Below are 21,038 nucleotides of genomic sequence, written 5' to 3' on the forward strand. Positions count from 1 at the left end.
CAGGGCGGGCATTGAGACGCCCAGCGCACCGCTGGGGCTCGAATGGGCCCAGGGTTGGGGCCACGGGCCCATGTGCAAGTGATCTAGTTTCCTTAGCCTCAGCCGGGTGTCCGTCTTGAACTGCCGCTTAACGAGTTGAGGTCACGCATGTCCGGTGCCGGCAACCCGATACCCCCTAGCGGGATTTGGGGTGCGCAGAACACCCCCTCCTGGGACCGGGGTTCACCGTTGCCACGGGAGCTGGGCTGGGCGCAGGTACTCCTGTGGGTGCAGTTCGCGCTGACGGTGCTGTACGTGGTCACCGTGCTGTCGGTGGTGACGTACTACTCCGGAGAGATCTTCGGGATCCTGGTCTACGACTCGCTGCCCAGCGTGGCCGGGGTCTACCTGGCCCGGCGCCTGTGGCGTGGCGGGGTGTGGACGAGCCGCGCACTGATCGCCGTACAGGCCTGGATCGTGTGGCTGTCGCTAGGCACGCTTTTACACGGTGATCTGCGGGGCTTCACGCAGGCGGCGATGCCGATTGCGGTCATCGTGCTGTTGCGTCGGGCCCGGTCGCGAGAGTGGTTCGAGATCCCTCCCCAGGACAGGGAGGAGCGCCGGGCGTTCAACCTGGCGAGGATGATCCGCTGGCGGCGGGACGAGGGCCAGACCTCGGTGGAGTACGCGGGGCTCATCGCGGTCGTCGCCGCGATCATCGTCGCGCTGTCGGTGGGCGGCCTCGGCGGGCGTATCGCCGACGGCATCCAGTCGGCGGTCTGCTCGGTGACGGGCACGGCCTGCCCCGCTCCGCAGGGCGATGGCACGGAGACGGGTGCGGCCGGGGACAACAACGACGATGCACAGCAAGACGGTTCGGACACCGGCACCGGCACTGGCACCGACGGCGGCAACGGCGCGGACCCGGACGGCGGCGCGAACGCGGACGGCGGCGCGAACGCGGACGATGGCGCGGGGGCGGACGATGGCGCGGGGGCAGATGGCCCTGGTGGCGCGAACGGCGCGACAGGCACGGAAGGCGACTCGGGCACCCAGGCCGGTCCCGGCGGCCAGGAAGGCACGAGCACCGGCGGTGCCACAGGCGGCAACAACACCGACGGCGGTCCGGCCTGGTCGACTCGGATCATCACCTACGAGGGTGCGGGGACGAACGACACAGTCCCCCTCGCTCCGGGGCCGTTCGACGAGAGGTCGCTCTGGGACGACGTACACGACCAGGAACGCCACGACAGGACGTTCATGGACCACGTCCGGGGCTTCTTCGTGGCCCCGACCAAGAGCTTCCTGGCCAGCACCATGGACGTCGTCAGCGACCCCGTCGGCTCGATCAAGGACAGCTGGAACGGCCTGAAGGGCTACACCACGAACTGGTGGGGCGACAAGTCCGACGAGCTGGGCAAGGAGTGGGACAAGGGGAACTACGTCTCCTCCGTATGGGGCTGGGTCAACTCGCCCGAGGACTTCGTGTCCGACCTTGCGACCGACACGTTCGTGGACAAGGAGAACTGGGAGAAGGGCAACTACGGCGCCTCCATCGGCAACACCGTCGTCGGCGTCATCGGCATCTTCAGCCCGAAGACCATCACGAAGTTCACCAAGTTCAAGAAGCTGGCCGAGGTCGGTGAATCCCTCGACAAGGCGGCCGACGCGGCCGAGAAGGCCCGCAAGGCGGCGAAGGCGGGTGACTTCGACGGCGCGAAGAAGGCTGCGGACGAGGCCCAGAAGCACGCCGACGAGACCAAGAAGAAGGCCGAGAAGAACGGCAGCTGCACCATCGCGTTCGGGCGCGTCCCGTACGGGGGTGGGAGCAGCCTGCGCGGAGTCCCGGGCAACGGCACCGGCGTCCTGGCGGCCCCGCAGGGCGGCCGGATCGTCGTCGCCGCAGGAGGCGGCAAGGAGTGCACAGGCGACGACGCCGACGACGCACGCCAGGCCCAGCAGGAGGCTTTGGATGCGCGGTCCGACCTGCTGCGGGAGCAGATCAAGGCGCACAAGAAGCTCCCGGGGGACGAGAAGGTCAACCTGCAGGAGGCCCAGCTCGAGAACCTGCTCAAGCGGGCCAAGGACGACGTCGACCCGAACTCCAAGGACATCAGCAAGAAGGAGGCGGCAGACGCGATTGCCGACGTCTCGGAGCTGCTGGAGCAGAAGAACATCCACAATGGCAGCCGGCAGAAGCTCGCGTCCAAGGTGCTGGGCTCCCGGGACAAGGACGGGCTCGCCCAGAACCTTGCCGAGGTGCACGCCACCAAGCGGGTGGCGCAGAACGAGGCGGCGGACGGCAGCACGGTGTACTCCGACATTGGTGACGGCCCCGATCGGAAGAAGGGCGATCCGCCGGTATGGCCGGACGGCCTGGGAGGCGAGATCGACGTCAGGGGCATCCCGGACGCCGACGTGGCTTACCGTGGCAAGGACGGCAAGGTCCATGTCGTGGAGGTCAAGAACACGGGGAATGCGACGACCAAGGGCTCCATCAGCGAACAAATCGGCAGGTTGGGCAAGTGGCAGAAGAGGGAGCCTGGCCGCGTTGCTCGCTATGAGATCGCCTCCACCAAGGGGTGGCAGAAGATCTTCGACGGGTTCAAGCCCATCAGGCGGGGCGAGCGTGCTCCCGAAGGAACCCCGGCCTCCCGCATGGCCGAGAACGAGGTCGGTGCCCGCATCGCCGGCCAGGAGATGACTCCCGCGCAGCTCAGGGCGATGAACGACGCTTGGAACGCCAAGAGCGAGGCCGACAGGTACGACGCTCTGCGCTCCGGCAGGATGAAGGACCCTAAGACCGCGATGGAGTACCTGGGGGTCTCATGACGTACGACGAGGAGCACGCGGAGGCTCAGGAGGACCGTGCAACTGCGCTCCTCGAAGAGTTGGAGGCGGCGATCGCCGCAGCCCCGCCGGGAACGAGCGGCTGGCCGGACGAGCTGGAGGACCTCTGGGATCGGGCCCAGGAGGAGCCCGGTCTCCCGCTCACTGACGAGCAGCGTCAGCACTTCGCGGCCCGTCGGGAAGATTGGGAGGCGTCGTTCAAGGTCCAACGGCTGCTGCGTTCCTTGCAAGAAGCCGTGGAACGTGGCGAGGTACTGGACGTCGCCCGAGCTGCTGCGCTGGCCGAAACATCCGCGCGCCGCGGTCTCGGTGTCCGTCAGGACATCGCCCTGCTCCGCGACCTCGGCCGCCCGCACGGCGAGCAGGCGCTGGCGCGCCTGGTGCAGGACGAGTCCGTAGGCGAAGGCGATCGACAGGACGCCCGCGAGTGGCTCGCGAAGCTGAGGAGACCGGAGTACAGGGCACGGGCGGCTCGTCCCACCGACGGCGAGGAGCTGCTCCTGCCCAAGGTGGTACGCGATCTGACATCCGGCTGGGCCGGCGGCTGGGAGTTCGAGGACGAACCGACACCGGAACGCTTTGCCCAGGCCCGGGCCGTTCTCGAAGCGCTGCTGCCCGGCAAACGGCTTGCGCTGGAGGAACCTCCCGAATGGGAGGGAGAGTGGCTGGAGGATGCGGAGGACCGGCCGGCGTGGCTGGAAGTCCACATGGTCCTCATCCCCCTGATGCCCGACGCACGGTTGGTCACGCGGGAGCGTCTGATCTGGGCCTGGTACGAGTGTGAGCGACTGGGCATCGACTTGGAGGACGCGACCCCCGAGGCCTTCGCCGAACGGTGGGCCGCCCGCATCGCCGCGTTTCTGGCACAGGGCATGCTCGAATGGCTATGGCGCGAGGACTGCTTCGCCCCCTGGGCCCAGGACCTCGCCATGCGCTACATCGACCGGAACGTCGCGGTGGCCGATGCGACGCGCCTGCTCTCCGAGGCGGCGGAGGCCGGCTCGCAGTGGGGGCCTACGGCAGATGGTCGGCCTGGCCCGTCTTGATGTCCCGGATGAGCGCCCGGAGGGCATCACGGCGAAGTGAAGAACACGGTGAACTTGACGTGTCAGCCGGACAATCATCGGGGAGATCAACACACTCTCCGAGTGGAAGAAGGCGAATCCGAGCACGGCTCGAGTTGAGATCGACAAGCCTGATAAATGGATAGCCGTCACACCGTGACGCACGACTGATGCCGCCAGGATTCCGTTCAGCCGCCGAACCAGACGACGAGGCGGACGTTGTCCTCACCGTGGAGTTCGGACAGCGTGCCCATCACATTCCACACAGGTTGCCATGGTCCGTCGGTCGGTACCAGGTCGCGATAAGCAGGGACGACAGGTCGGTACACCTTGTCGCCGAGCAGGAGCTCTCCGTCGGCGGGCCACCGGGAGGGAGCGATGTTGCCTTCTCCGAACTTGGCGGCGGCCGAGTCGTACAGCTCATCCGGGAGCGCGGCCAATCCGTCGGGCACGAAGGATCCTTCATGGGTACGGGACCAGCGCCGGACCCAGTACCGAGATCGGCCGTCGGTGCAGGGGGCATTCCAGTCGACAGCCGACAGCTCACGCCACGAGAACCACGAATGACTGTGGCCAGCGAAATCGTCCGCATCCCTTTGTACCGTGTCCGACATATCTACAGGGGCTCCGCGCTCAGGGAAGAGAGCTCTGACAGGCTCCACACTCCGGACGTCGAAGAGTGCTGACCACGACATGTAATCGCGGGCCCAATGAAGGTACCGGAGTTCGGAGAAGGCCTCCCACAGCACGTGTTCAGTGCCATGGCGCCCAGGCTGGGGCCTGCATTCCAGCCATCCATACAAGTCGGTACTCATAAAAGCGACGGTATCCAATGCTGCCGCTGAGTGCGCTATTGGCCGGCCCTCAAAGGAAACGATGGATTACCTGGGCGTCTCATGACGCCAGCGCCTCGGGAAGCTGCCGGGGCACGGACGGAGAGCGACTGTGGACACCTACCTGCTGCCTGCTGCCATGCGCGAGCTGCCACCGCCTTGGCAGGATCTGACATACCGCAGGTCTCAGGCTTTGGAGGCACTTGCCCTCACGGAGGAGAGACGTGAGCAGGCCCGGCAGGTGCTGCGCGCGTGCCTGCCCGACCGACGGCAGAGTGTGCACGACTGGGACGAGGAACTACGGGACTTCTACGACGACCGTGATGACCACACCTTGGACGAGGCAGACGCCTGGTTGACCCGGATCATGCCGACCACTTCCCAGGTCACTCGGGAGCGGGTGGCGCAGGTGGTCGGAGCCTGGGCCGACATAGGGATTCCCACGGTGCCTGAGTCACCGACTGAACAGTGGGTCGACAGGGTGGCGGCGGAGTGGGCCGCCTCGGTGCGGCAGGCGCTGGCGCACGACGCCTTCGCTTTCATCGAGCGTGCAAATACCGCCGGATTGCTGAACGATGGGGAGGCAGAAGACGCCGCGCTGCTCGCAGCCGCGTTCGTGCGGGTCGGCGTGGCGGTCGAGGCGGCGGTGCGCCTGCTTGTCTCGCTCGGTCGTCCGCGCGGCGAACAGGCCCTGATGGAACTCGTACGCGACGACGAGGTCCAAGACATCCGCCCGTATGTGCGTTTCCGGCTTCTCGGGCTGCGCCGTTCGGTGTACGAGGTTCGGGCCCGGCAAGTCACCCGCGACGAGGAGCCGCTGCTGCCCGAAGGGCTGCAGAGCCTTCCGCATTCCTGGCAGAACGACTTCGGCTGGGACGCGACCGCGCCCGATTCAAACAGCCTCGCCCAAGCGCGTTCAGCACTGGAGGCGTGTCTGACTGTCGAACGGGTGCCGGATGACGCGCAGATGTGCAGTGACGCTCGGGCGGACTGCAGTGCCATCGCTGAGGTGGTGCGCGCCCTGATGCCGTACCCACGGCTGGTCACTCGCGAGCGAATGAACGAGGCGTGGCGCGAGTGCCAGTCGTTGGGGTTCGAATTTGAAGGCATCAACGCCGCGTGCTTCGCCAAGGTCTGGTGCAAGAAGATCGCTGACCGAGTCACCGCAGCCGTCTTCCGCTGGCTCGCTGACCTCCCGCAAGGCGGAGGAGCGGCAGGCGAGAAGGAACCGGCTGTTCTGTCGGCGACGGCCCTCTGGGCCGCGGAATTAGCCGAGCGGTGCGCCCGGCGCGGCAGCGCGGTAGAGGAGGCCATCTGGTTCCTCCATCGCACGGATGACGTGCCGGACAGCCGGGAAGCCCTGGCGCGACTGGCCTTCGATCCGAGCCTGCCGGCCACGACGAGGAACGCCGCGCAGGAGTGGGCGCCATGAGGCCCCTACACCCGTTGCTGACCGCAGAAGGTGTACGACGGGGCGAGGGGTTGGTAATGCTCTACAGCGGCTCCTCCCAAGTGATGCCATCGGTCATGGTGGCTCCTCCAGAGTTGACCGCGATGGAGTATCTGGGAGTCTCATGAGCGACGATCAGCAGGTGCCCAAGATCCTCGGGGAACTGGCGGCGGCGATGGCCGACGCTCCGCCGACCACAGACGGCTACTGGACGTCCGAAGAATTGCACGACCTCTACGAGCGGTTTGAGAAGGAGCCTGGCCTGCCGCTCACCGACGGCCAGCGGCGGCTCTTCATGGCCCAACGCGCCCGCAATGCGGCGTCGTCACGTGTCCATGGTCTGTTGCGCTCGCTGGAGAAGGTTGTGGAGCACGGCCAGGTGACCGCCGTCCCAGAGGCCGCCGTTCTTGCTGAGGCGTGTGTGCGCGCCAGACTTGCGGCGTTCGATGCGATCAGCGTCCTCTACCGCCTGGGTGTGCCGTATGGCGAGCAGGCGCTGGCACGACTGGTGCCCGACATGCATGTGGGCGCCAGCGATCGACGCTGGGGCCGCTGGTGGCTGAGGCGCCTGCGGGAGCCGATGTACCGGGGGATGGCTAGCCGTCCTGTCGAAGGTGAGGAGCCGTTGCTGCCAGAGCTGGTACGGAACCTGGCAGTCGGTTGGCAGGGCGGCTGGGAGATCGAGGAAGAGCCGACGCAGGAGCGCTTCGCTCAGGCCCGCGCCACTCTCGAAGCGCTCTTGCCCAGCACGAGGCTGCCGTTTCCGGAGCCCATTCCGGAATGGGAGGGGGACTGGGACGAAGACGAGGATGAGCGCCCCGATTGGCTGGAGATCCGCATGGTGCTGCGAGATCTGATGCCGGATGTCGGGCTGGTCACCCGAGAGCGCATGACTGAGGGCTGGTACGAGTGCAAGCAGCTGGGGCTGGATTTGCAAGGTGAAGGGCCTGAGCAATTCGGTGACCGGTGGGCCACGCGCATTGGTGCCTGGACCGCGGAAGGCATTCTGTCCTGGCTTTGGCGAGAGGACCAGTTCTCCCCGTGGGCCCAGGACCTCGCCATGCGCTACATCGACCGCAATGTCGCCGTGACCGAGGCGACGCGCCTGCTCTCCGAGGCGGCAGCGGCGCAGAGCGGCGCCTGAATCCGTGGCATGCGACGAGGGCCACGCGGAGGCTCCCGACGACCGCTCGGCTGCGCTCCTCGGAGAGTTGGAGGCGGCGATCGCCGCTGCGCCGCCGGGAACGAGTGGTTGGCCGGAGGAACTGGAGGACCTCTGGGATCGGGCCCAGGAGGAGCCCGGTCTCGCGCTCACCGACGAGCAGCGTCAGCATTTCGCGGCCCGGCGGGAACGCTGGGAGGCTTCGTCCGAGGCCCAACGGTTGCTGTGGTCGCTGCGGGAGGCCGTGCGGCGAGGTGAGCTCCGGGACGTCTCCCGGGCCGTCGCGCTTGCTGAGCTGGGCGCACACGCCGGTCTGGGCGGCTACGACAACATCTGGTTGCTCCGCGATCTCGGCCGTCCGCACGGTGAGCAGGCGCTGGCGCGCCTCGTGCAGGACGAGTCGGTGGGCGAAAGCGACCGGCAGGAGGCCCGCGAATGGCTCGCCAAGCTGCGGAGACCGGAATACGAGGCACGGGCGTCTCGTCCTACCGACGGCGAGGAGCTGCTCCTCCCCAAAGTGGTACGCGATCTGACATCCGGCTGGGCCGGCGGCTGGGAGATCGAGGACGAACCGACACCGGAACGCTTCGCCCAGGCCCGGGCCATTCTCGAAGCGCTGCTGCCTGACCAACGGCTTGCGTCGGAGGAGCCCCCGCATTGGGAGGGAAAGTGGATCGAGGATGCGGAGGACCGGCCGGCGTGGCTGGAAGTCCAGATGGTCCTCATCCCCCTGATGCCCGACGCGCGGTTGGTCACACGGGAGCGTCTGATCTGGGCCTGGCATGAGTGCGAGCGATTGGGCATCGACCTGGAGGACGCGACCCCCGAGGCTTTCGCCGAGCGGTGGGCTGCGCGCATCGCCGCAAATCTGGCACAGGGCATGCTCGAATGGCTATGGCGCGAGGGCTGCTTCGCCCCCTGGGCCCAGGACCTCGCCATACGCTACATCGACCGGAATATCGCAGTCACCGATGCGACGCGCCTGCTCACCGAGGCAGCGGAGGCCGGCTCGCAGTGGGGGCCTACAGCAGATGGTCGGCCTTGCCCGCCTTGATGTCCCGGATGAGCGCCCGGAGGGCATCGCGGCTATCGGTCAGGTGGTGCTCCTCCTGCCCGGCGACGGCGATGTAGGCGTTGCCGTCCGCGTCGGTGCCTATGCGGAAGCAGTTGTTGCCCTCGCCGCAGTACGGGTCTTCCCAGTTGATGCCGGTCACGGTGGCTTCCTTAGGGTCAGAGTTCGCGGACGACGCTGCGAATGAGGTCACGCGAGGCCGCCGTCGGCAGCGCCGCGTCGTCCATCCAATCCAGATGAGCACGGTACTTGGTGAGCTGCGCCTCCGTGCCGGTGAATTCCGGCCCGTGTGCGGAGTCCAGCTGCACAGTGTCGAGTTGGGGCACGTCCCCGTCCGCGTACAGGAGCGCGTGCCCTGCCCCGGGGAACCCGCCCACGCTCGTCGGGATCACCCGTACGTCGATCGCGTCGTGCTCGGACCGCTCGGCCAGGTGCTCCAGTTGCTGCCGGGTCACCTCGACGCCGCCGTACGGCATACGGAGCGCGGCTTCGTGGACGTACGCGACGTACGGCAGTGACTCGGGCCGGTCGAAGACCTGCTGCCGCTCCATGCGGTGCGCCACGCGCAGCTCCACCTCCAGCCGGCTCAACGCGGGGAGGACGGCGGCGAAGACGGCACGGGCGTACTCCTCGGTCTGGAGAAGTCCCGGCACGTGCATGACCTGTGCGGTCCGTACGCGCGTCGCATGCCACTCCAACTCGGCGATGTCCAGCAGCCCGGCGGGCAGCGTGCCCCGGTGGCGCTCCCACCAGCCCCGCTCTTTGCTGTCGGCCATGGCGACCAGCGCCTCGACGTAACGTGCGTCCGCACATGCGTAGTTGCAGGCGAGTGTGCGGACACGGTCGGCTGAGAACGGGCGGATCCCCGACTCCATGTTGGACAGCCGGGTCCGGTCGATGCCCAGCAATCCGGCGGCGTACTCCGTGGTCGCCCCCGCCGCGAGTCTCATCTTCCGCAACTCGGCACCCAGACGCTTCTGTCGCTCCGTCGGCGTACTTCTCGTGGCCATGCCGCCCCTTCTTCAGCTGTGGTGCCCCTCAGTCTGCCGGTGCGCGACGCCAAGGCCCATCGTGGTAGGGGTAATTATCTCCAATCCGATGGATACTGTGACTCCACTCCCTATACGGTCGGTGACATATCGACTACACAACTCTCCGCCGAAAACGGAAGCGCATCACGCGTGCCCACCCACACACTCCTGCCCTGGGAGGGGTGGGTCCGCGTCAGGGAGACGAGCCACCCGGCGGAGCACATTCCCCCCGACGGCCAAGGGAGTTGCCATGCCCGCGTCCGTGACCAGCTGCTCGTCCCCGGCCACCGCCCCCACACCCCCCGACCCCCGAAACCTTCGCCTACAGCCTCACGCTCCCTGCCGCACTCCAAAGCCCGGCTATCGCCCGCACGGCGACGCGGACGATCCTGCGAGCCCACGGCCTGGAGGACGTCACCGACGCAGCCGTGCAAGCGGTCGGCGAACTCGCGGCCTGTGCCTGCCGCTTCACACCCTCCGCAGAGGTCTACATGTCGCTGCGCTACCGGGAGTCCGCCCTGCGCGTGATCCTCTACGACGGCCACCCGCGTCACAGGAATCCCCACCTGGCGGCGGCGTGCGACACCCGCCGCCGAGCGGCCCTGCGGCTGCTCGCCTGTGTGGTCCGGGCGTGCGGCGGCAACTGGGGTTTCGGCGAGGCGCGCGAGCCGGGCGGCGGTACGCGCATGTGGGCCGTGCTTCCGCACCACGGCGCCCGGGCGTACGTACGCGGCGCCGGCGTACTCGAGCGATAGGCCCCGCCATTTGGGCCCCGTTTTGGGGCCACGGGCCCATCCCGTCCCGTCGGCCCCTTCCTACCCTCGGGCCGTGTCGTAGAGCGAAGGTGGGGGGACATGGCCTCGATCGGGGGAGCGCCGGAGTTCGGGGCCGGGTGGCCGTCGGGGCCTGGCCGGCGGAGGGACATGCCGGGCTCGCTCGCGGCCGCGCTGGTCCTCGTCCACACCCTCTTCGCGGTCACGGTCGTCGGTGGCCTCGGCCTCCTGCTCACCGCGGCCTCGTACGACGCCCTGGACGGCGGAGTACTCGCCTTGACCGCCTACGCCGCCGCCCCAGGAGCAGTCGGCTGGTGGTTGGCCCGGCGTACCTGGGAGGGCGGAGCCAGGATCAGGGTCGGGCTGATCGCCGTACAGGTCTGGCTGATCCTCGGCTCGATATCCAACATCACCGACGGATCACCGCGCGGCTACACCCAGCTCTTCCTCCCCTCGCTGATCCTCTACTTCCTCACCCGCGGGGACAGCCGCGACTGGTACCGCCTCCCCGAGTCGGCCAGGGCCGAACGCCGCCCCTTCTCCCTGGCCCGGATGATCCGCTGGCGCCGGGACGAGGGCCAGACGGCGGTGGAGTACGCGGGGCTGGTGGCCGTGGTCGCGGCGATCATTGTCGCGCTGCTGGTCGGCGGTCTCGGGACGCAAATCTTCACCGGCATCCAGTCGGCCGTGTGCAAGGTCACCGGAACGTCGTGCCCGTCGGAGGGGGGAAACGGCGGGGAGGAGGTTCAGGCCGGCGACGGCGCGGACGGGACCGACGGTGAAGACGCAGCCGGCCAGGGTCAGGGCCAGGGCGGCCAGGACGAGGCCGGCCAAGGCGCCGAGAACGGCGGATCCGCTGACGGCGGCACCGGGAGCGACGACACAGGCAACGGCGACGACACAGGCAACGGCGATACCGGGAACGGCGGCGCCGGCGGGAACGGGCCCGGCGGAGCCGATTCCGGAGGCCAGGACACCCCCGGATCCGGCTCGGGCGGCCAGATCGGTGAGGAGGGCGTCGACAACCGCTCCGCCTCGCAGGGCCGCGAGGACACCACCGTCTCGTACCCCGAGGAGACCGACGAGGAGAAGAACGACGCAGCTGAGGGCGAGCCTGGATGGGAGGAGGACGAGCAGGCCGCTGACGACAGTGGCGACGACGGCGGCGACGACGGCTGCACCTCCGGCGTCGGGGCCTTCTTCGGCTGTGTTGGGGACCAGTTCAAGCAGGTGGGGCAGGGCCTGTTCGTCGACGGCATCTGGGGTGACGTCACGGGCATCTGGGACACGGTCACCAACCCGGGTGAGGCGTGGGAGGGCCTGAAGGACTACGGCAGCTCGCTGGGCGACCAGTGGTCCGAGGACTCCAAGGACGCAGGCGAGAAGTGGGAGAACGGCGACTACTTCGACGCCCTCACCGACTGGGGCGGCGCGTCGTGGAACACGGGTGTCAAGGTCCTGGACGACACGTTCGTGGGCGACGAGGTCCGCGACCAGTGGAACAACGGCGAGAAAACCCGCGCGGTCACCAACGTCGTCTGGAACGTCGGCTCGCTCTTCATCCCCGGCTACGGCGAAGCCAAGATCGTCCAGAAACTCGGCAAGCTGGGCAAGCTCGGCAAAGTCGGCAAGCTCACTGAGAAAGCCGCGAAGGCGGCGGAGGACGCCAAGAAAGCGGCCAAGGCCGGTGACGCCGACGCCGCGGCGAAGGCGGCGAAGGAGGCCGACGAGGCGGCGGACGCGGCCGAGGAGAGGGCGAGGAAATCCGGCTGCACCATTGCCTCTGCTCCCGGCCGCCGTGTCCCGTACGGCGACATCCCGGGCCTGACCGGGTCCGCCGGCAGCGGCACCACGGTCCTCGCCGCCGGCGGGTCCCGCGCCCCCTATGTCGTACTGGCCGAAGGCGGCTGCGACGAGGAGGCCAAGAAACAGGCGGAGGAAGCCCGCAAGCAGGCCGAGGAGGCCGAGGAGGCCGAGAAGGAGGCGAAGAAGGAAGAAAGCCGCAAGAAGGTCGCCAAGTGGAAGAAGCCGTCCTGGTACAACGACCTGAAGAACCCGCGAAAGGGCTCCAAGGACGGCGGTGACGGCCAGTGGAAGGCCAAGAAGGCCGTGGCGTACTGGCCGAGCATGGAGCGCTGGATGCGCTACCAGGAGCAGGTCACCAATGTGAAGCGGGGCAAGGAATACGCTGTCAAGGATCCGAGGACAGGCAGGGACGTCGACTTCGATGGCTGGGACTCGTCACGGCAGACTTACATAGAGGCGAAGTTCGGATACGGCAAGAAGGTCGGCAAGGACGGGACTCTTCAGAAGGCCCAGGCGGACAAATTCATCGAGCAGGCGCAGCGCCAGCTGCGGGCTGCGAACGGCAAGCCCGTCGAATGGAACTTCTCCAACAAACGGGTGGCCGAGGCGGCACAGAAGGCGTTCGACGACGCCGACCTGGACGTAGTGGTCAAGCACATCCCGGCGGAGAAGTAGGAAAGAGGAGCGCGTATGTCGGGCGAAGTGGTCGTGAAGGTCTCCTGGGGTCCCAGGTCGGAGACACCTCTGCAATTGGCTCAGCGGTGGCTGGAGCTCCTGACCGGGCTGTCGGAGCTGTCGGAGGGGGCGCTGGCCGAGTGGCGCTGGGAGGAGGATTCCGGCCCAGGGCAGCTCGTACCCGTGGAATCCAAGGATTTCGCGGCGGCACTGGAGGCGGCCAACACACAGGACGACCGGGACATCCTCGGCTACACAGCCAACGTCGTGGCCACTCAGCCGGACGGCGCATACCTGCGGGCCAGGGTGATCGCGGGAGGCTCGAACGAATACTCCCCGTTCACGGCGGTGGTGCACCTGTTCCCCGCGTCCGGTTCGGCGGCCGTACCCCTGACGGGCCGGTTCACCGACGTGCTGGCGCTTCTGGCGGACGTGTGGGATGCGGACCATGGGCTGACTTACGACCGGCCGCTGTACAACGAGCTCAGGTCGGCCTATGGCCTGCGGGCCTCCCACCCGCGCGCGGGGTGGGCGGTGTACCTGTCGGAGAGCCGCGCCGCGCGCGTCCCGGACGACTTCTCTGCTCTCCGGCGCATGCCAGCCAGGCACGGCGGAGTCGTTCTGGAGATCGCGGACAGCTCCGGCGGAACGCCGTCCACCCAGGCGGTGCTCGCCGCTCACAAGACGCTTGCCGGGACCGGTGCTCTGGACCCCCTGCCGGTTCCGGCCACGGAGGCGAAGCTGTGACGGTGCGGGTCGGTGAGCGGTTCAAGATCTCGGTGAACGACGAAACAGTGAGTGCCCCTCGATGAGCGTGCAGCAGTACATCGCCCGCATCGACGAACTCCTGGCCCGCCCCCTGACCGGCGGCGACGCCTACCACCTCGTGACCCTGCACGAGAGCCGGGACTTCGCCCCGCCGAACGACGACTGGGACGAACTCATGCGGACCAGCGAGGAGTTCGAGGCGGAGCTGAAAGACCTGGCAGCGGCGTTGGACGCCCGGTGGGGCCCGCACGGGTCCATGTCCATGGAGGACTACGCCAACGCATTCCTGGACCCGGACGACGACGACCTCCCGCCCTTCTTCCGGGAGCTGTGCGAGAGCGGATACTTCGGCGACCTCCTGTACTGGCGGGTCGGCGACCGTCTGGTCGCTGCGAGCGTCGGCCATGAGGACAAAGAGGAGCCGGTCGTGCTGTTCGCCGGGGTGACCGGTTCCGATGAGGGGTTCCCCGACTAGGACGCCCACGGGGCACTTCCATCGCGGCGTTGCTCCCACCAAGAGAGCACCAAGGCGTACCGGGGCGTCGACGGACCGGACGGCGGAGACCAGATGTGGCGGGAGGGCAGGGGTGAGCGAGTCCGATACGGAGCCGAATGCGGAGGAGACGTGGGACCCACAGGTGGCACGGTGGCGCGAACCGGAGGGCGACTACGTCCTGCCCCGCGCGCTGCGGTCCCTGCCCGAGCCCTGGGACGAGGCCGACTGGAGGCGGATCGCGGAACTGCCTCGCACCGACGAGCGGCTGGCGGAAGCCCGGCGGGTGGTGACCGTGCTCCTGGACGACCCGGAACTGACTCCGCATGTACCTCAGCCGCCGTCGCCCGGCCTGTTGTGGCACGTGTGGGAGGAGTTCCACTGGGCCGTAGCCAAGAGCATGCCCCGCACGAGCGACGTGACATGGTCCGGTGTGGACGAGCTGGCCCGCGCATGGCGGAGCCGACCGCAGCTCTATCCGCTGCAACGGCACGTCGTACGGCACGTCGAAGCGGCGATGCTGGCCATGATCCCGTCACTGCGGGACGACATCGCCGACTCCGTCTTCCGCTGGCTGACTCTCGATCCTGACCCGGGCCGCTTCGCCGACTGGGCAGTGGGCCTGGCCGAGCGTTGCGTGACCGAGGACATCGGTGCCGACTCGGCCATTGAACTGCTGGGCTCGATGGGCGGTCCAGCGGCCGGGGCGGCACTGCGGCGCCTGTCGGTGAAGCCGGACGGTCCGGCGAGTTGGGAGAACGCGGAAGCGGCACTGGGCGTGCTCTTCGACCGGTGGAGCGACGGGACCCGCTGATGATCTATGACGTCCTCTTGGTCGGGCCGCCGGTTTCGCCCAGGTCGCTCGCCGAGGCCCTGGCGGAGGCGGTGAGGACCGAAGGCGCCGACATCGACGTGGCCGACCGGGACGGTGACCAGAGCCGACGCGACTGGACCGCACCCGTTCTGTGCGGCTACCTCGGGCTGCGCGGCGACCTGTCGTTGGAACTCGACATCTACGTGGAGGACGCCCTGGTCAATGAGGCACCGGCTGAGCCGGAACTCGCTCGGCGCCTGGCCATGGCGTTGGGCGTTCCCGTTCTGTATCCGGCCGAGGAGGACCTTCCGTCGGCTTACTGGCTGGCGACCTCGTCAGGAGAGTCAGTCCGCGCCCGGCTGTATGCGTCGGACGACGAACCTCCCGTGTACACGATCGACGCGGTCGAGTCCGCGGTCGCCCAACTCCCGCACCTCCGTGTCAGTGACCTGCCGGAGATCGCCCGCAAAAAGGGTGACAGGTAGTGGCGCCGTCGCCGCTCGTCATGACCTCAGATCCGGACCGGCCGGCCGTCTACTACGTGACGACCTCGACCAGCGCACCCTCCCGTACCCCCCAACCCGCCATCACCCCTGCCTCCGCCTCCACCACATGCCGGGCACGCAGCCGCGGCATCCCCAACCGCCCCGGCCGCATGGTCCGCACGGCGATGACGCGAAGGTGCCGATCGAGATAGGCGACATCGATCGGTATGCGCATACGAAAGGTGTGAACGCTGTTGGCGGGGGAGAGGAGGATCACCCCGTCGACGGAGTCCCGTCCCAACAGCCCCTTCGTCCGGGCGCGATAGGAGGTGGCGATCTCCAAAGGAACAGTGACAGGCGGCCCTTCACCACCCCCATGCACGACCATTTCCCCGCGCCCGTCCCGCCAACGCCGCCCCATACGGGCCCCCTCCGACCGCGCCACCTGCTACTTGCCACTTGCCAACGGCTGTACGAACCCGAAGGTATCCATAGGGGCGTAGGCCTCACATGGGTCCACGGGCCCATGCCCTTTGCTGGTTCCTGAGTGAAATGCCCTGTGTGCCGTCACACCTGACGGACGGATTGGCGCGTTATGCAACCGTTACGGCTTGAACTGGTCGGCGAAACGCCGATTCCTCCCCATACAGCCCCGTGAGTTGACAACCTTCACTCTGGTGCGGCTCCACACCGCTGTATAGCTTTGGTTCGCTCAAGAGAAGCCTCGCCTCTTAACGGGAGCCGACCGTGAACCGCCGCCCCACCCTCCTCGCAGCGCTCACGCTGACCGCCGCTGCGGCCCTGACGCTGTCCGCGTGCGGGAGCGATGACAGCTCCGAGGGCAAGGACAACGACAAGATCGCGGGAGCCGATACCGGTGCCGGCACCGCCTCGCCCAGCGCATCGGCCCAGCAGGCCGCCGGCCGCCCGGAGATCAAGCTGCCGTCCGACCTGACCATGACCTTCGAAGGCGGCAAGACAGGTGACGCCGTCAAGGACGCCGTACTCGCGGACAACGCCGACCGTATGCGCTCGGTCAACGCGGCGATCGCGGGAACGGACCCCGAGGCGAAGGCGCTGAACTTCTACAACACCGGCAGGGCGTTGGAGGCGGCCGCGATCTGGGTGGACAAGTTCAAGAAGGCCGATCTCGGCATCACGGGCACCATCCGGTACTACGACCGGACCGTGACACTCGATGGCAGCAAGGCGGCCTCCGTCGTGTTCTGCGCCGACGAGAGCAAGGGCTACGCCAAGGACCTCAAGACGAACAAGCCCAAGGTCACCACGCCCTCCGATGAGGACTTCATCCTTTACAACACGCGGCTGGAGAAGAACAGCGACGGCGTTTGGCAGACCGCCCGCATCGTTTCGACTGCAGGAGCGAAGCAATGCCTGAAGTGAGACGGAGAGCGTTCGGAGGCCTCGTCCTGGCCACGGCCTTTGTAGTTCTGGGCACACCGAGTGCCTGGGCCAAAGTCACTCCCGACGGCACCACCGAAAGCGATACGAGCACGTCGAAGCCCTCGGGGTCCGTGAAGGGCGACACGCTCGCGTCGTCGGCCGGCGGCGTGATCGTCTTTGACCGTTCGAAAAACGGCTCGGGTGAGTCCGCGGGGGGTGTCACGTCCACCAGTTCATGGACCCCACCCCCGTGCTACTACGCTCCCAAGTACACGCCTGAGCAACTCCAGAAAACCATGGAGCCCGTCTGGGAGTCGGAGTCGACGGGGTACCAGTGGGACGCGCAGCAGCGTGACCGGTACGTCAACGGACATCCGTACAAGGACTTCAACAAGGACAAGTCCGGTGAAGGTTACTGGTGGGACGCCTATGTCCCCGAGAGTCAGGTCGGTGCCCCGGGCTCGCTCGACTGCACCAAGCCGATTTTCTGGGTGGACAACGGCGACCCGCCGCCCGCGGACGTCCCCGAGGCCATCACGCCCGAGATACTCGCCCAGCTCGCGTACGCCGAGATCCGGGTCCCTTCGACCACGGTCGAACTCGCGCCTCAGCAAACCACGAAGGTGAACCTGCCGACCTGGGCGTGGCTGGATGCGGCGAAGTTCAAGCCGGTGTCCGTGACGGCCAGCGTCCCGTTGCTGGACATCCAGGCGACGACCACCGCCGAACCGGTCTCTCTGAAGATCGAGCCGGGCACGGCTGACGCCGTCACCTATCCCGCCTCGGGCGAGTGCCGGATCAATGCGGATGGCTCGATCGGCGAACCGTACGCAAAGGGCAAGGCTGACCAGACTCCACCGTGTGGAGTGAGATATTCGCGTTCATCCGGTGACGGCTCGTACAAACTCAGGGCAACCATCACCTGGAAAATCCACTGGACAGGGACTGGTGTCCAAGGTCAACGACTCCTGCCCGACGGGACGTTCGGCGCTGACCAGGATGTCGTTGTCCAGGAGATCCAGTCAGTCAACCGTTAAGGGTTTTCAGGCCCCACCCAATGCCTTCGGCCCAGCTCGCCGATGAGGTATCGCGGCCGTCGGCGCGTGACGACAGCGACTCGAGGGAATACTGCCTGCCGAACACCGGAACCGAGGCACGCACGCCGGAGCACAGCACACGGGGGAACACATGGCCGGGACGAAACCACGCGGACTGCGCAGAAGCGGTGTCGTACTCGCCGCACTGATCGCCCTGACGGCGGCGGCCGGCTGCGGAAGCGACTCGGACGAGCCCGCGAAGGCGTCGTCGTCTCCACCTGGTGAGCGGCCGTCAAAGGCCGATCCCCCGAAACGGCCCGAGCCCACGCCCAAGCCCTCGGTGTCCGCCGCGGACGGCCGAGACATCAAGGCCTGCGCGGACGGCAACTGCGAGATCGTGGTCTCCGAGCCGGTGAAGATCCCCTTCAAGGGTCCGCGTGGCCCGGCCACCCTGTCCGTCACCGAGGTCGGCCCGAACGCCATCGCGTACACGGTGAAGTCGGGCAACGGCCAGTCCAAGGGCAGCGCGAGCGGCCCGGGGCAGGGCTGCATCACCGTCCTCCGCAGCAACGGCAGCGGAAACTCGTGCGGTGGCGTCGGAACCGCAGGGCGGCCGAGTCCCCAGCCGGACGCGGTGGTGATCCAGGCGGCGACCGGGGAGGACGGAACGGCCGTCCTCCAACTCGTGTCCGACCGATGACCGTGCGGCTCCACACCGCTGTATAGCTTTGGCTCGCTCAAGCGAAGCCTCGAATCTCTTACCGGGAGCCCAACGCCCAACGCCCAAGGCCCTGGCGCAGGCCCTGAGGCAAGGTGGGCCCCGGCGGTGCGACGGCTTCCGCGGTGTCGTTGTCAGTGGCCGGTGCCACACTCATCGGCATGACTACCGAAGACGTGCGGCTGCGCGATGTCGTGGAAGACGATCTCGAAGCGTTCTGCGCCTACGAGCAGGATCCCGAGGCAGCCCGGCGGTCGAGGTTCACGCCCCGGCCGCGGGAGGCCTTCATGGCGCACTGGAAGCTGCGGGTCCTCGGCGACGACGCCAACTGCGTGCAGACCGTGACCGTGGACGGTGAGGTCGCCGGCAGCTTCGTCGCCTGGTGGGACGAGGACCGCCGCTTCCTGGGGTACTGGCTCGGGCGCGCGTACTGGGGACGCGGCATCGGCACCCGCGCCCTGGAACTCTTCCTGGAGCGGGAGCAGAACCGGCCCCTGCACGCCGATCCCTTCAGCGGCAACACCGCTTCCGTACGTCTCCTCGAGAAGCACGGCTTCCGCCCCGCCGGCACCGTCCAGTACGAAGACGACGAGCACGTCCTGCTCGTTCTGACGTGACCGTGCACCGCACCTTCGAAGACCTCGTCGCCGAAGGCGCCTCCGTCCCCACCGAAGGCTGGGACTTCTCCTGGTTCGAGGGGCGGGCCACCGAGGCGCGGCCCTCCTGGGGGTATGCGACGTCGATGGCCGAGCGGCTGGGGCGGGCGAGCGCCGTGCTCGACATCCAGACCGGTGGCGGGGAAGTACTGGACTTCGCTCTCGCCAAGGCCCCGAAGAGGCCCCCGCTCGCCGTCGCCACCGAGGGCTGGCCGCCGAACGCGGCCAAGGCGACCGCCCTGCTGCGTCCGCGCGGGGTCGCGGTCGTCGCCGCGCCCGAGGACGCCCCGCTGCCCTTCGCCGACGGTGCCTTCGACCTGGTCGTGAGCCGGCATCCCGTCCGCCCGTACTGGGCCGAGATCGCCCGCGTCCTCCAGCCCGGAGGGACGTACTTCGCCCAGCATGTGGGGCCGGGCAGCGCCTTCGAGCTCGTCGAGCACTTCCTCGGTCCCCAGCCGGACGAGGTACGCGGCGGTCGCCGTCCCGAGCGCGAGCGGGCCGACGCCGAGGGCGCGGGGCTCGACGTCGTCGAGCTGCGGGCGGAGCGGCTCCGCATGGAGTTCCACGACATCGGCGCGGTCGTGCACTTCCTGCGGAAGGTGGTGTGGATGGTGCCCGGCTTCACCGTCGAGGCGTACGAGCCGCAGCTCCGCGCGTTGCATCGGCGGATCCGGGACGAGGGGCCCTTCGTGGCCCACAGCACCCGGCACCTCTTCGAGGCGCGCAAACCCGGAACCCCCCCCGGACATGACCAGGGGCGCGCAGCACGCCTGATCACGCATGCGGTCCCACCTTCACCTCGCCCACCACCAACTCCGCCCTCGCCTCCAGCACCTCACCCACCCGCTCCACCTGCTCACCCAGCTCCCGTTCCTGCCGCGCCGTCAGCCGGACGAGTGGCTCGACCGTGACCGTCGTACGACGGCCCTGGCGCCGCTGGTGCCAGACGCCCGCGACCACACCGTCGACCAGCAGCACGGGGTAGTTGCCCGCCTGGCCGCCCGCCAGGGCACGCTCGTAGGCCGCACCGGGGAACAACCGTTCGCGGGGTTGCCCGGCGATGACGTAAGCGTCGAAGTACGGCAGCAGCCGCACGCCTCGCGGTGGGCCGTCCGGGAACTCGGTGTCGCCCGCGGCCACCCACGCCCGCGTGCCCTCGAAGTCGACCTCCTCGATGTCGCCCGCGGCGGCCAGTTCCCGGAACACGGTGCCGGCCCAGCCGGTCGGCGCCGCCAGCCACTTCGCGAAGTGCTGCGGGGTCGCCGGACCGTACGCACCCAGATAACGCCGTACGAACGTCCCCAACGCTCCGTCCGTCCCCAACGCTCCGTCCGTCCCCCCGCCCGCCGCCCCCGCAACCGGCGGCCGCGTGTACGTCGCCGTCCGGCCGCGGTTCGGGCCGAAGCACAGCGTGCCCGCCCAGCCCGCCCGGTGCAGCACCTGACGCCAGCGCGGCCACATGTCCTGGAAGGCCGGCATCACGCGGTCGCCGGCCCATGGGCCCGTCCGCGCGACGATCTCCTCGGTCAGTTCGTCGAGCGTCAGGCACCTGTCCTCGAGTGCTTCCCCGATCGCCGCCACGACCTGGGCCATCTGTTCCTCGCTGAGCCGTACGTCGGGCGGGAAAGGGCTCGGCCCGCTCGGGACCGCGGTCAGCGCGGCCGACCAGAGCGGGAGTTCCCGCGCCGGGAGGAGATGTACCGTCCCGCGCGGGCCGTACGTCTTGATCAGCGACCGTTCGTCCCAGAGTGCGGCCCGTACGTCCGCCCGGGTCAGCGTGGACGTCCGTACGCCCACCGACACCTCGGCCCCGGACAGCACCTGCGCGTGCGCCCCCATCATCGCGCCGACCACCTCGGCGACCGGCGTCCCGCTCCCGGTCGGCCCGGTCAGGAACTGCCGCTCGGCCCGCCGTGCGCTCGCCGCGTCCCACGTGATCATCGAGGTCGTCGCCATGGCCCGACGCTA

20 protein-coding genes and 1 pseudogene are annotated in these 21,038 nt (G+C 68.4%); 16 read left to right on the forward strand and 5 right to left on the reverse strand.

The genetic code is table 11. The annotated features are described in order from the left end of the window. Positions 1–228 precede the first annotated feature (228 nt). Positions 229–2,811, forward strand: coding sequence for a hypothetical protein (locus CP976_RS43025; RefSeq protein ID WP_167537432.1), 2,583 nt, complete (start codon positions 229–231; stop codon positions 2,809–2,811). Beyond that, complete coding sequence (locus CP976_RS27725; RefSeq protein WP_150482787.1) at positions 2,808–3,875, forward strand: hypothetical protein; 1,068 nt, start codon at positions 2,808–2,810, stop codon at positions 3,873–3,875. The genes CP976_RS43025 and CP976_RS27725 overlap by 4 nt, the downstream gene beginning before the upstream one ends. 206 nt (positions 3,876–4,081) lie before the next feature. On the opposite strand, the gene CP976_RS27730 is transcribed toward CP976_RS27725, so the two are convergent. Beyond that, on the reverse strand, positions 4,082–4,345 hold the full coding sequence (locus CP976_RS27730; RefSeq protein WP_150482788.1) for a hypothetical protein: 264 nt from the start codon (positions 4,343–4,345) through the stop codon (positions 4,082–4,084). Positions 4,346–4,838: 493 nt separating this feature from the next. Here CP976_RS27730 and CP976_RS27735 point away from each other — a divergent pair, with 493 nt between their 5' ends. The 3 genes from CP976_RS27735 (at position 4,839) to CP976_RS27745 (ending at position 8,392) form a co-directional block, all read left to right on the forward strand. Beyond that, positions 4,839–6,158 carry a hypothetical protein gene (locus tag CP976_RS27735; RefSeq protein ID WP_150482789.1) on the forward strand — a complete coding sequence of 440 codons (1,320 nt, stop codon included), beginning with the start codon at positions 4,839–4,841 and terminating at the stop codon, positions 6,156–6,158. Between the two features lie 142 nt (positions 6,159–6,300). Next, a complete protein-coding gene (locus CP976_RS27740; RefSeq protein ID WP_150482790.1) occupies positions 6,301–7,320 on the forward strand; it encodes a hypothetical protein in 1,020 nt (339 codons plus the stop codon). 4 nt (positions 7,321–7,324) lie between these two features. Next, the gene (locus CP976_RS27745; RefSeq protein WP_150482791.1) at positions 7,325–8,392 is read left to right on the forward strand and encodes a hypothetical protein; all 1,068 of its coding nucleotides are present in this window, start codon (positions 7,325–7,327) and stop codon (positions 8,390–8,392) included. Here the strand turns inward: CP976_RS27745 and CP976_RS27750 are convergent. Both CP976_RS27750 and CP976_RS27755 read right to left on the reverse strand, forming a co-directional pair. Continuing rightward, complete coding sequence (locus CP976_RS27750) at positions 8,361–8,552, reverse strand: hypothetical protein (protein WP_150482792.1); 192 nt, start codon at positions 8,550–8,552, stop codon at positions 8,361–8,363. The genes CP976_RS27745 and CP976_RS27750 overlap by 32 nt on opposite strands. Before the next feature lie 16 nt (positions 8,553–8,568). Continuing rightward, positions 8,569–9,420 (reverse strand): helix-turn-helix domain-containing protein, encoded by an 852-nt coding sequence (locus tag CP976_RS27755; protein WP_150482793.1) that lies wholly within the window; start codon positions 9,418–9,420, stop codon positions 8,569–8,571. Positions 9,421–9,869: 449 nt separating this feature from the next. Here CP976_RS27755 and CP976_RS27760 point away from each other — a divergent pair, with 449 nt between their 5' ends. The 6 genes from CP976_RS27760 to CP976_RS27785 all read left to right on the forward strand — a co-directional run bounded on the left by CP976_RS27760 (position 9,870) and on the right by CP976_RS27785 (position 15,255). After that, on the forward strand, positions 9,870–10,196 hold the full coding sequence (locus tag CP976_RS27760) for a hypothetical protein (RefSeq protein WP_308430013.1): 327 nt from the start codon (positions 9,870–9,872) through the stop codon (positions 10,194–10,196). A gap of 99 nt (positions 10,197–10,295) precedes the next feature. Beyond that, positions 10,296–12,695, forward strand: coding sequence for a Tox-REase-5 domain-containing protein (locus CP976_RS27765; RefSeq protein WP_229875541.1), 2,400 nt, complete (start codon positions 10,296–10,298; stop codon positions 12,693–12,695). Positions 12,696–12,710: 15 nt separating this feature from the next. Beyond that, positions 12,711–13,442 carry a hypothetical protein gene (locus CP976_RS27770; protein ID WP_150482794.1) on the forward strand — a complete coding sequence of 244 codons (732 nt, stop codon included), beginning with the start codon at positions 12,711–12,713 and terminating at the stop codon, positions 13,440–13,442. A 61-nt stretch (positions 13,443–13,503) separates the two neighbouring features. After that, a complete protein-coding gene (locus CP976_RS27775; protein WP_150482795.1) occupies positions 13,504–13,938 on the forward strand; it encodes a hypothetical protein in 435 nt (144 codons plus the stop codon). A 112-nt stretch (positions 13,939–14,050) separates the two neighbouring features. After that, entirely contained in the window at positions 14,051–14,770 is a 720-nt protein-coding gene (locus tag CP976_RS27780; RefSeq protein WP_150482796.1) for a hypothetical protein, read from the forward strand. Beyond that, complete coding sequence (locus CP976_RS27785) at positions 14,770–15,255, forward strand: hypothetical protein (protein ID WP_150482797.1); 486 nt, start codon at positions 14,770–14,772, stop codon at positions 15,253–15,255. Before CP976_RS27780 ends, CP976_RS27785 begins: the two co-directional genes overlap by 1 nt. Positions 15,256–15,307: 52 nt before the next feature. Here CP976_RS27785 and CP976_RS27790 read toward each other — a convergent pair whose 3' ends face one another. Further along, positions 15,308–15,676, reverse strand: coding sequence for a DUF192 domain-containing protein (locus CP976_RS27790; RefSeq protein ID WP_150482798.1), 369 nt, complete (start codon positions 15,674–15,676; stop codon positions 15,308–15,310). A 326-nt stretch (positions 15,677–16,002) separates the two neighbouring features. Here CP976_RS27790 and CP976_RS27795 point away from each other — a divergent pair, with 326 nt between their 5' ends. From CP976_RS27795 to CP976_RS27815, 5 genes and pseudogenes are all read left to right on the forward strand, one after another. Beyond that, positions 16,003–16,659, forward strand: coding sequence for a hypothetical protein (locus CP976_RS27795; protein WP_150482799.1), 657 nt, complete (start codon positions 16,003–16,005; stop codon positions 16,657–16,659). Further along, the gene (locus tag CP976_RS27800; RefSeq protein ID WP_150482800.1) at positions 16,647–17,696 is read left to right on the forward strand and encodes a hypothetical protein; all 1,050 of its coding nucleotides are present in this window, start codon (positions 16,647–16,649) and stop codon (positions 17,694–17,696) included. The genes CP976_RS27795 and CP976_RS27800 overlap by 13 nt, the downstream gene beginning before the upstream one ends. 151 nt (positions 17,697–17,847) lie before the next feature. Continuing rightward, positions 17,848–18,396 carry a hypothetical protein gene (locus tag CP976_RS27805; RefSeq protein ID WP_150482801.1) on the forward strand — a complete coding sequence of 183 codons (549 nt, stop codon included), beginning with the start codon at positions 17,848–17,850 and terminating at the stop codon, positions 18,394–18,396. A 179-nt stretch (positions 18,397–18,575) separates the two neighbouring features. After that, on the forward strand, positions 18,576–19,031 hold the full coding sequence (locus CP976_RS27810) for a GNAT family N-acetyltransferase (protein WP_190146885.1): 456 nt from the start codon (positions 18,576–18,578) through the stop codon (positions 19,029–19,031). A 2-nt stretch (positions 19,032–19,033) separates the two neighbouring features. After that, positions 19,034–19,804 (forward strand): annotated as a pseudogene (locus CP976_RS27815) (class I SAM-dependent methyltransferase); the annotation flags it as partial. A 40-nt stretch (positions 19,805–19,844) separates the two neighbouring features. On the opposite strand, the gene CP976_RS27820 reads toward CP976_RS27815, so the two are convergent. Beyond that, the gene (locus tag CP976_RS27820) at positions 19,845–21,026 is read right to left on the reverse strand and encodes a winged helix DNA-binding domain-containing protein (protein ID WP_150482802.1); all 1,182 of its coding nucleotides are present in this window, start codon (positions 21,024–21,026) and stop codon (positions 19,845–19,847) included. Positions 21,027–21,038: the final 12 nt, after the last annotated feature.

Source organism: Streptomyces coeruleorubidus (assembly GCF_008705135.1).
Classification (GTDB): Bacteria; Actinomycetota; Actinomycetes; order Streptomycetales; family Streptomycetaceae; genus Streptomyces; species Streptomyces coeruleofuscus.

Bases quoted from the DNA above. Each gene is read 5' to 3' on its own strand.
- CP976_RS27725 (WP_150482787.1), top strand. From the start codon at position 2,808: ATGACGTACGACGAGGAGCACGCGGAGGCTCAGGAGGACCGTGCAACT.
- CP976_RS27740 (WP_150482790.1), top strand. From the start codon at position 6,301: ATGAGCGACGATCAGCAGGTGCCCAAGATCCTCGGGGAACTGGCGGCG.
- CP976_RS27755 (WP_150482793.1), bottom strand. From the start codon at position 9,420: ATGGCCACGAGAAGTACGCCGACGGAGCGACAGAAGCGTCTGGGTGCC.
- CP976_RS27765 (WP_229875541.1), top strand. From the start codon at position 10,296: ATGGCCTCGATCGGGGGAGCGCCGGAGTTCGGGGCCGGGTGGCCGTCG.
- CP976_RS27770 (WP_150482794.1), top strand. From the start codon at position 12,711: ATGTCGGGCGAAGTGGTCGTGAAGGTCTCCTGGGGTCCCAGGTCGGAG.
- CP976_RS27775 (WP_150482795.1), top strand. From the start codon at position 13,504: ATGAGCGTGCAGCAGTACATCGCCCGCATCGACGAACTCCTGGCCCGC.
- CP976_RS27785 (WP_150482797.1), top strand. From the start codon at position 14,770: ATGATCTATGACGTCCTCTTGGTCGGGCCGCCGGTTTCGCCCAGGTCG.
- CP976_RS27790 (WP_150482798.1), bottom strand. From the start codon at position 15,676: ATGGGGCGGCGTTGGCGGGACGGGCGCGGGGAAATGGTCGTGCATGGG.
- CP976_RS27800 (WP_150482800.1), top strand. From the start codon at position 16,647: ATGCCTGAAGTGAGACGGAGAGCGTTCGGAGGCCTCGTCCTGGCCACG.
- CP976_RS27805 (WP_150482801.1), top strand. From the start codon at position 17,848: ATGGCCGGGACGAAACCACGCGGACTGCGCAGAAGCGGTGTCGTACTC.
- CP976_RS27810 (WP_190146885.1), top strand. From the start codon at position 18,576: ATGACTACCGAAGACGTGCGGCTGCGCGATGTCGTGGAAGACGATCTC.
- CP976_RS27820 (WP_150482802.1), bottom strand. From the start codon at position 21,026: ATGGCGACGACCTCGATGATCACGTGGGACGCGGCGAGCGCACGGCGG.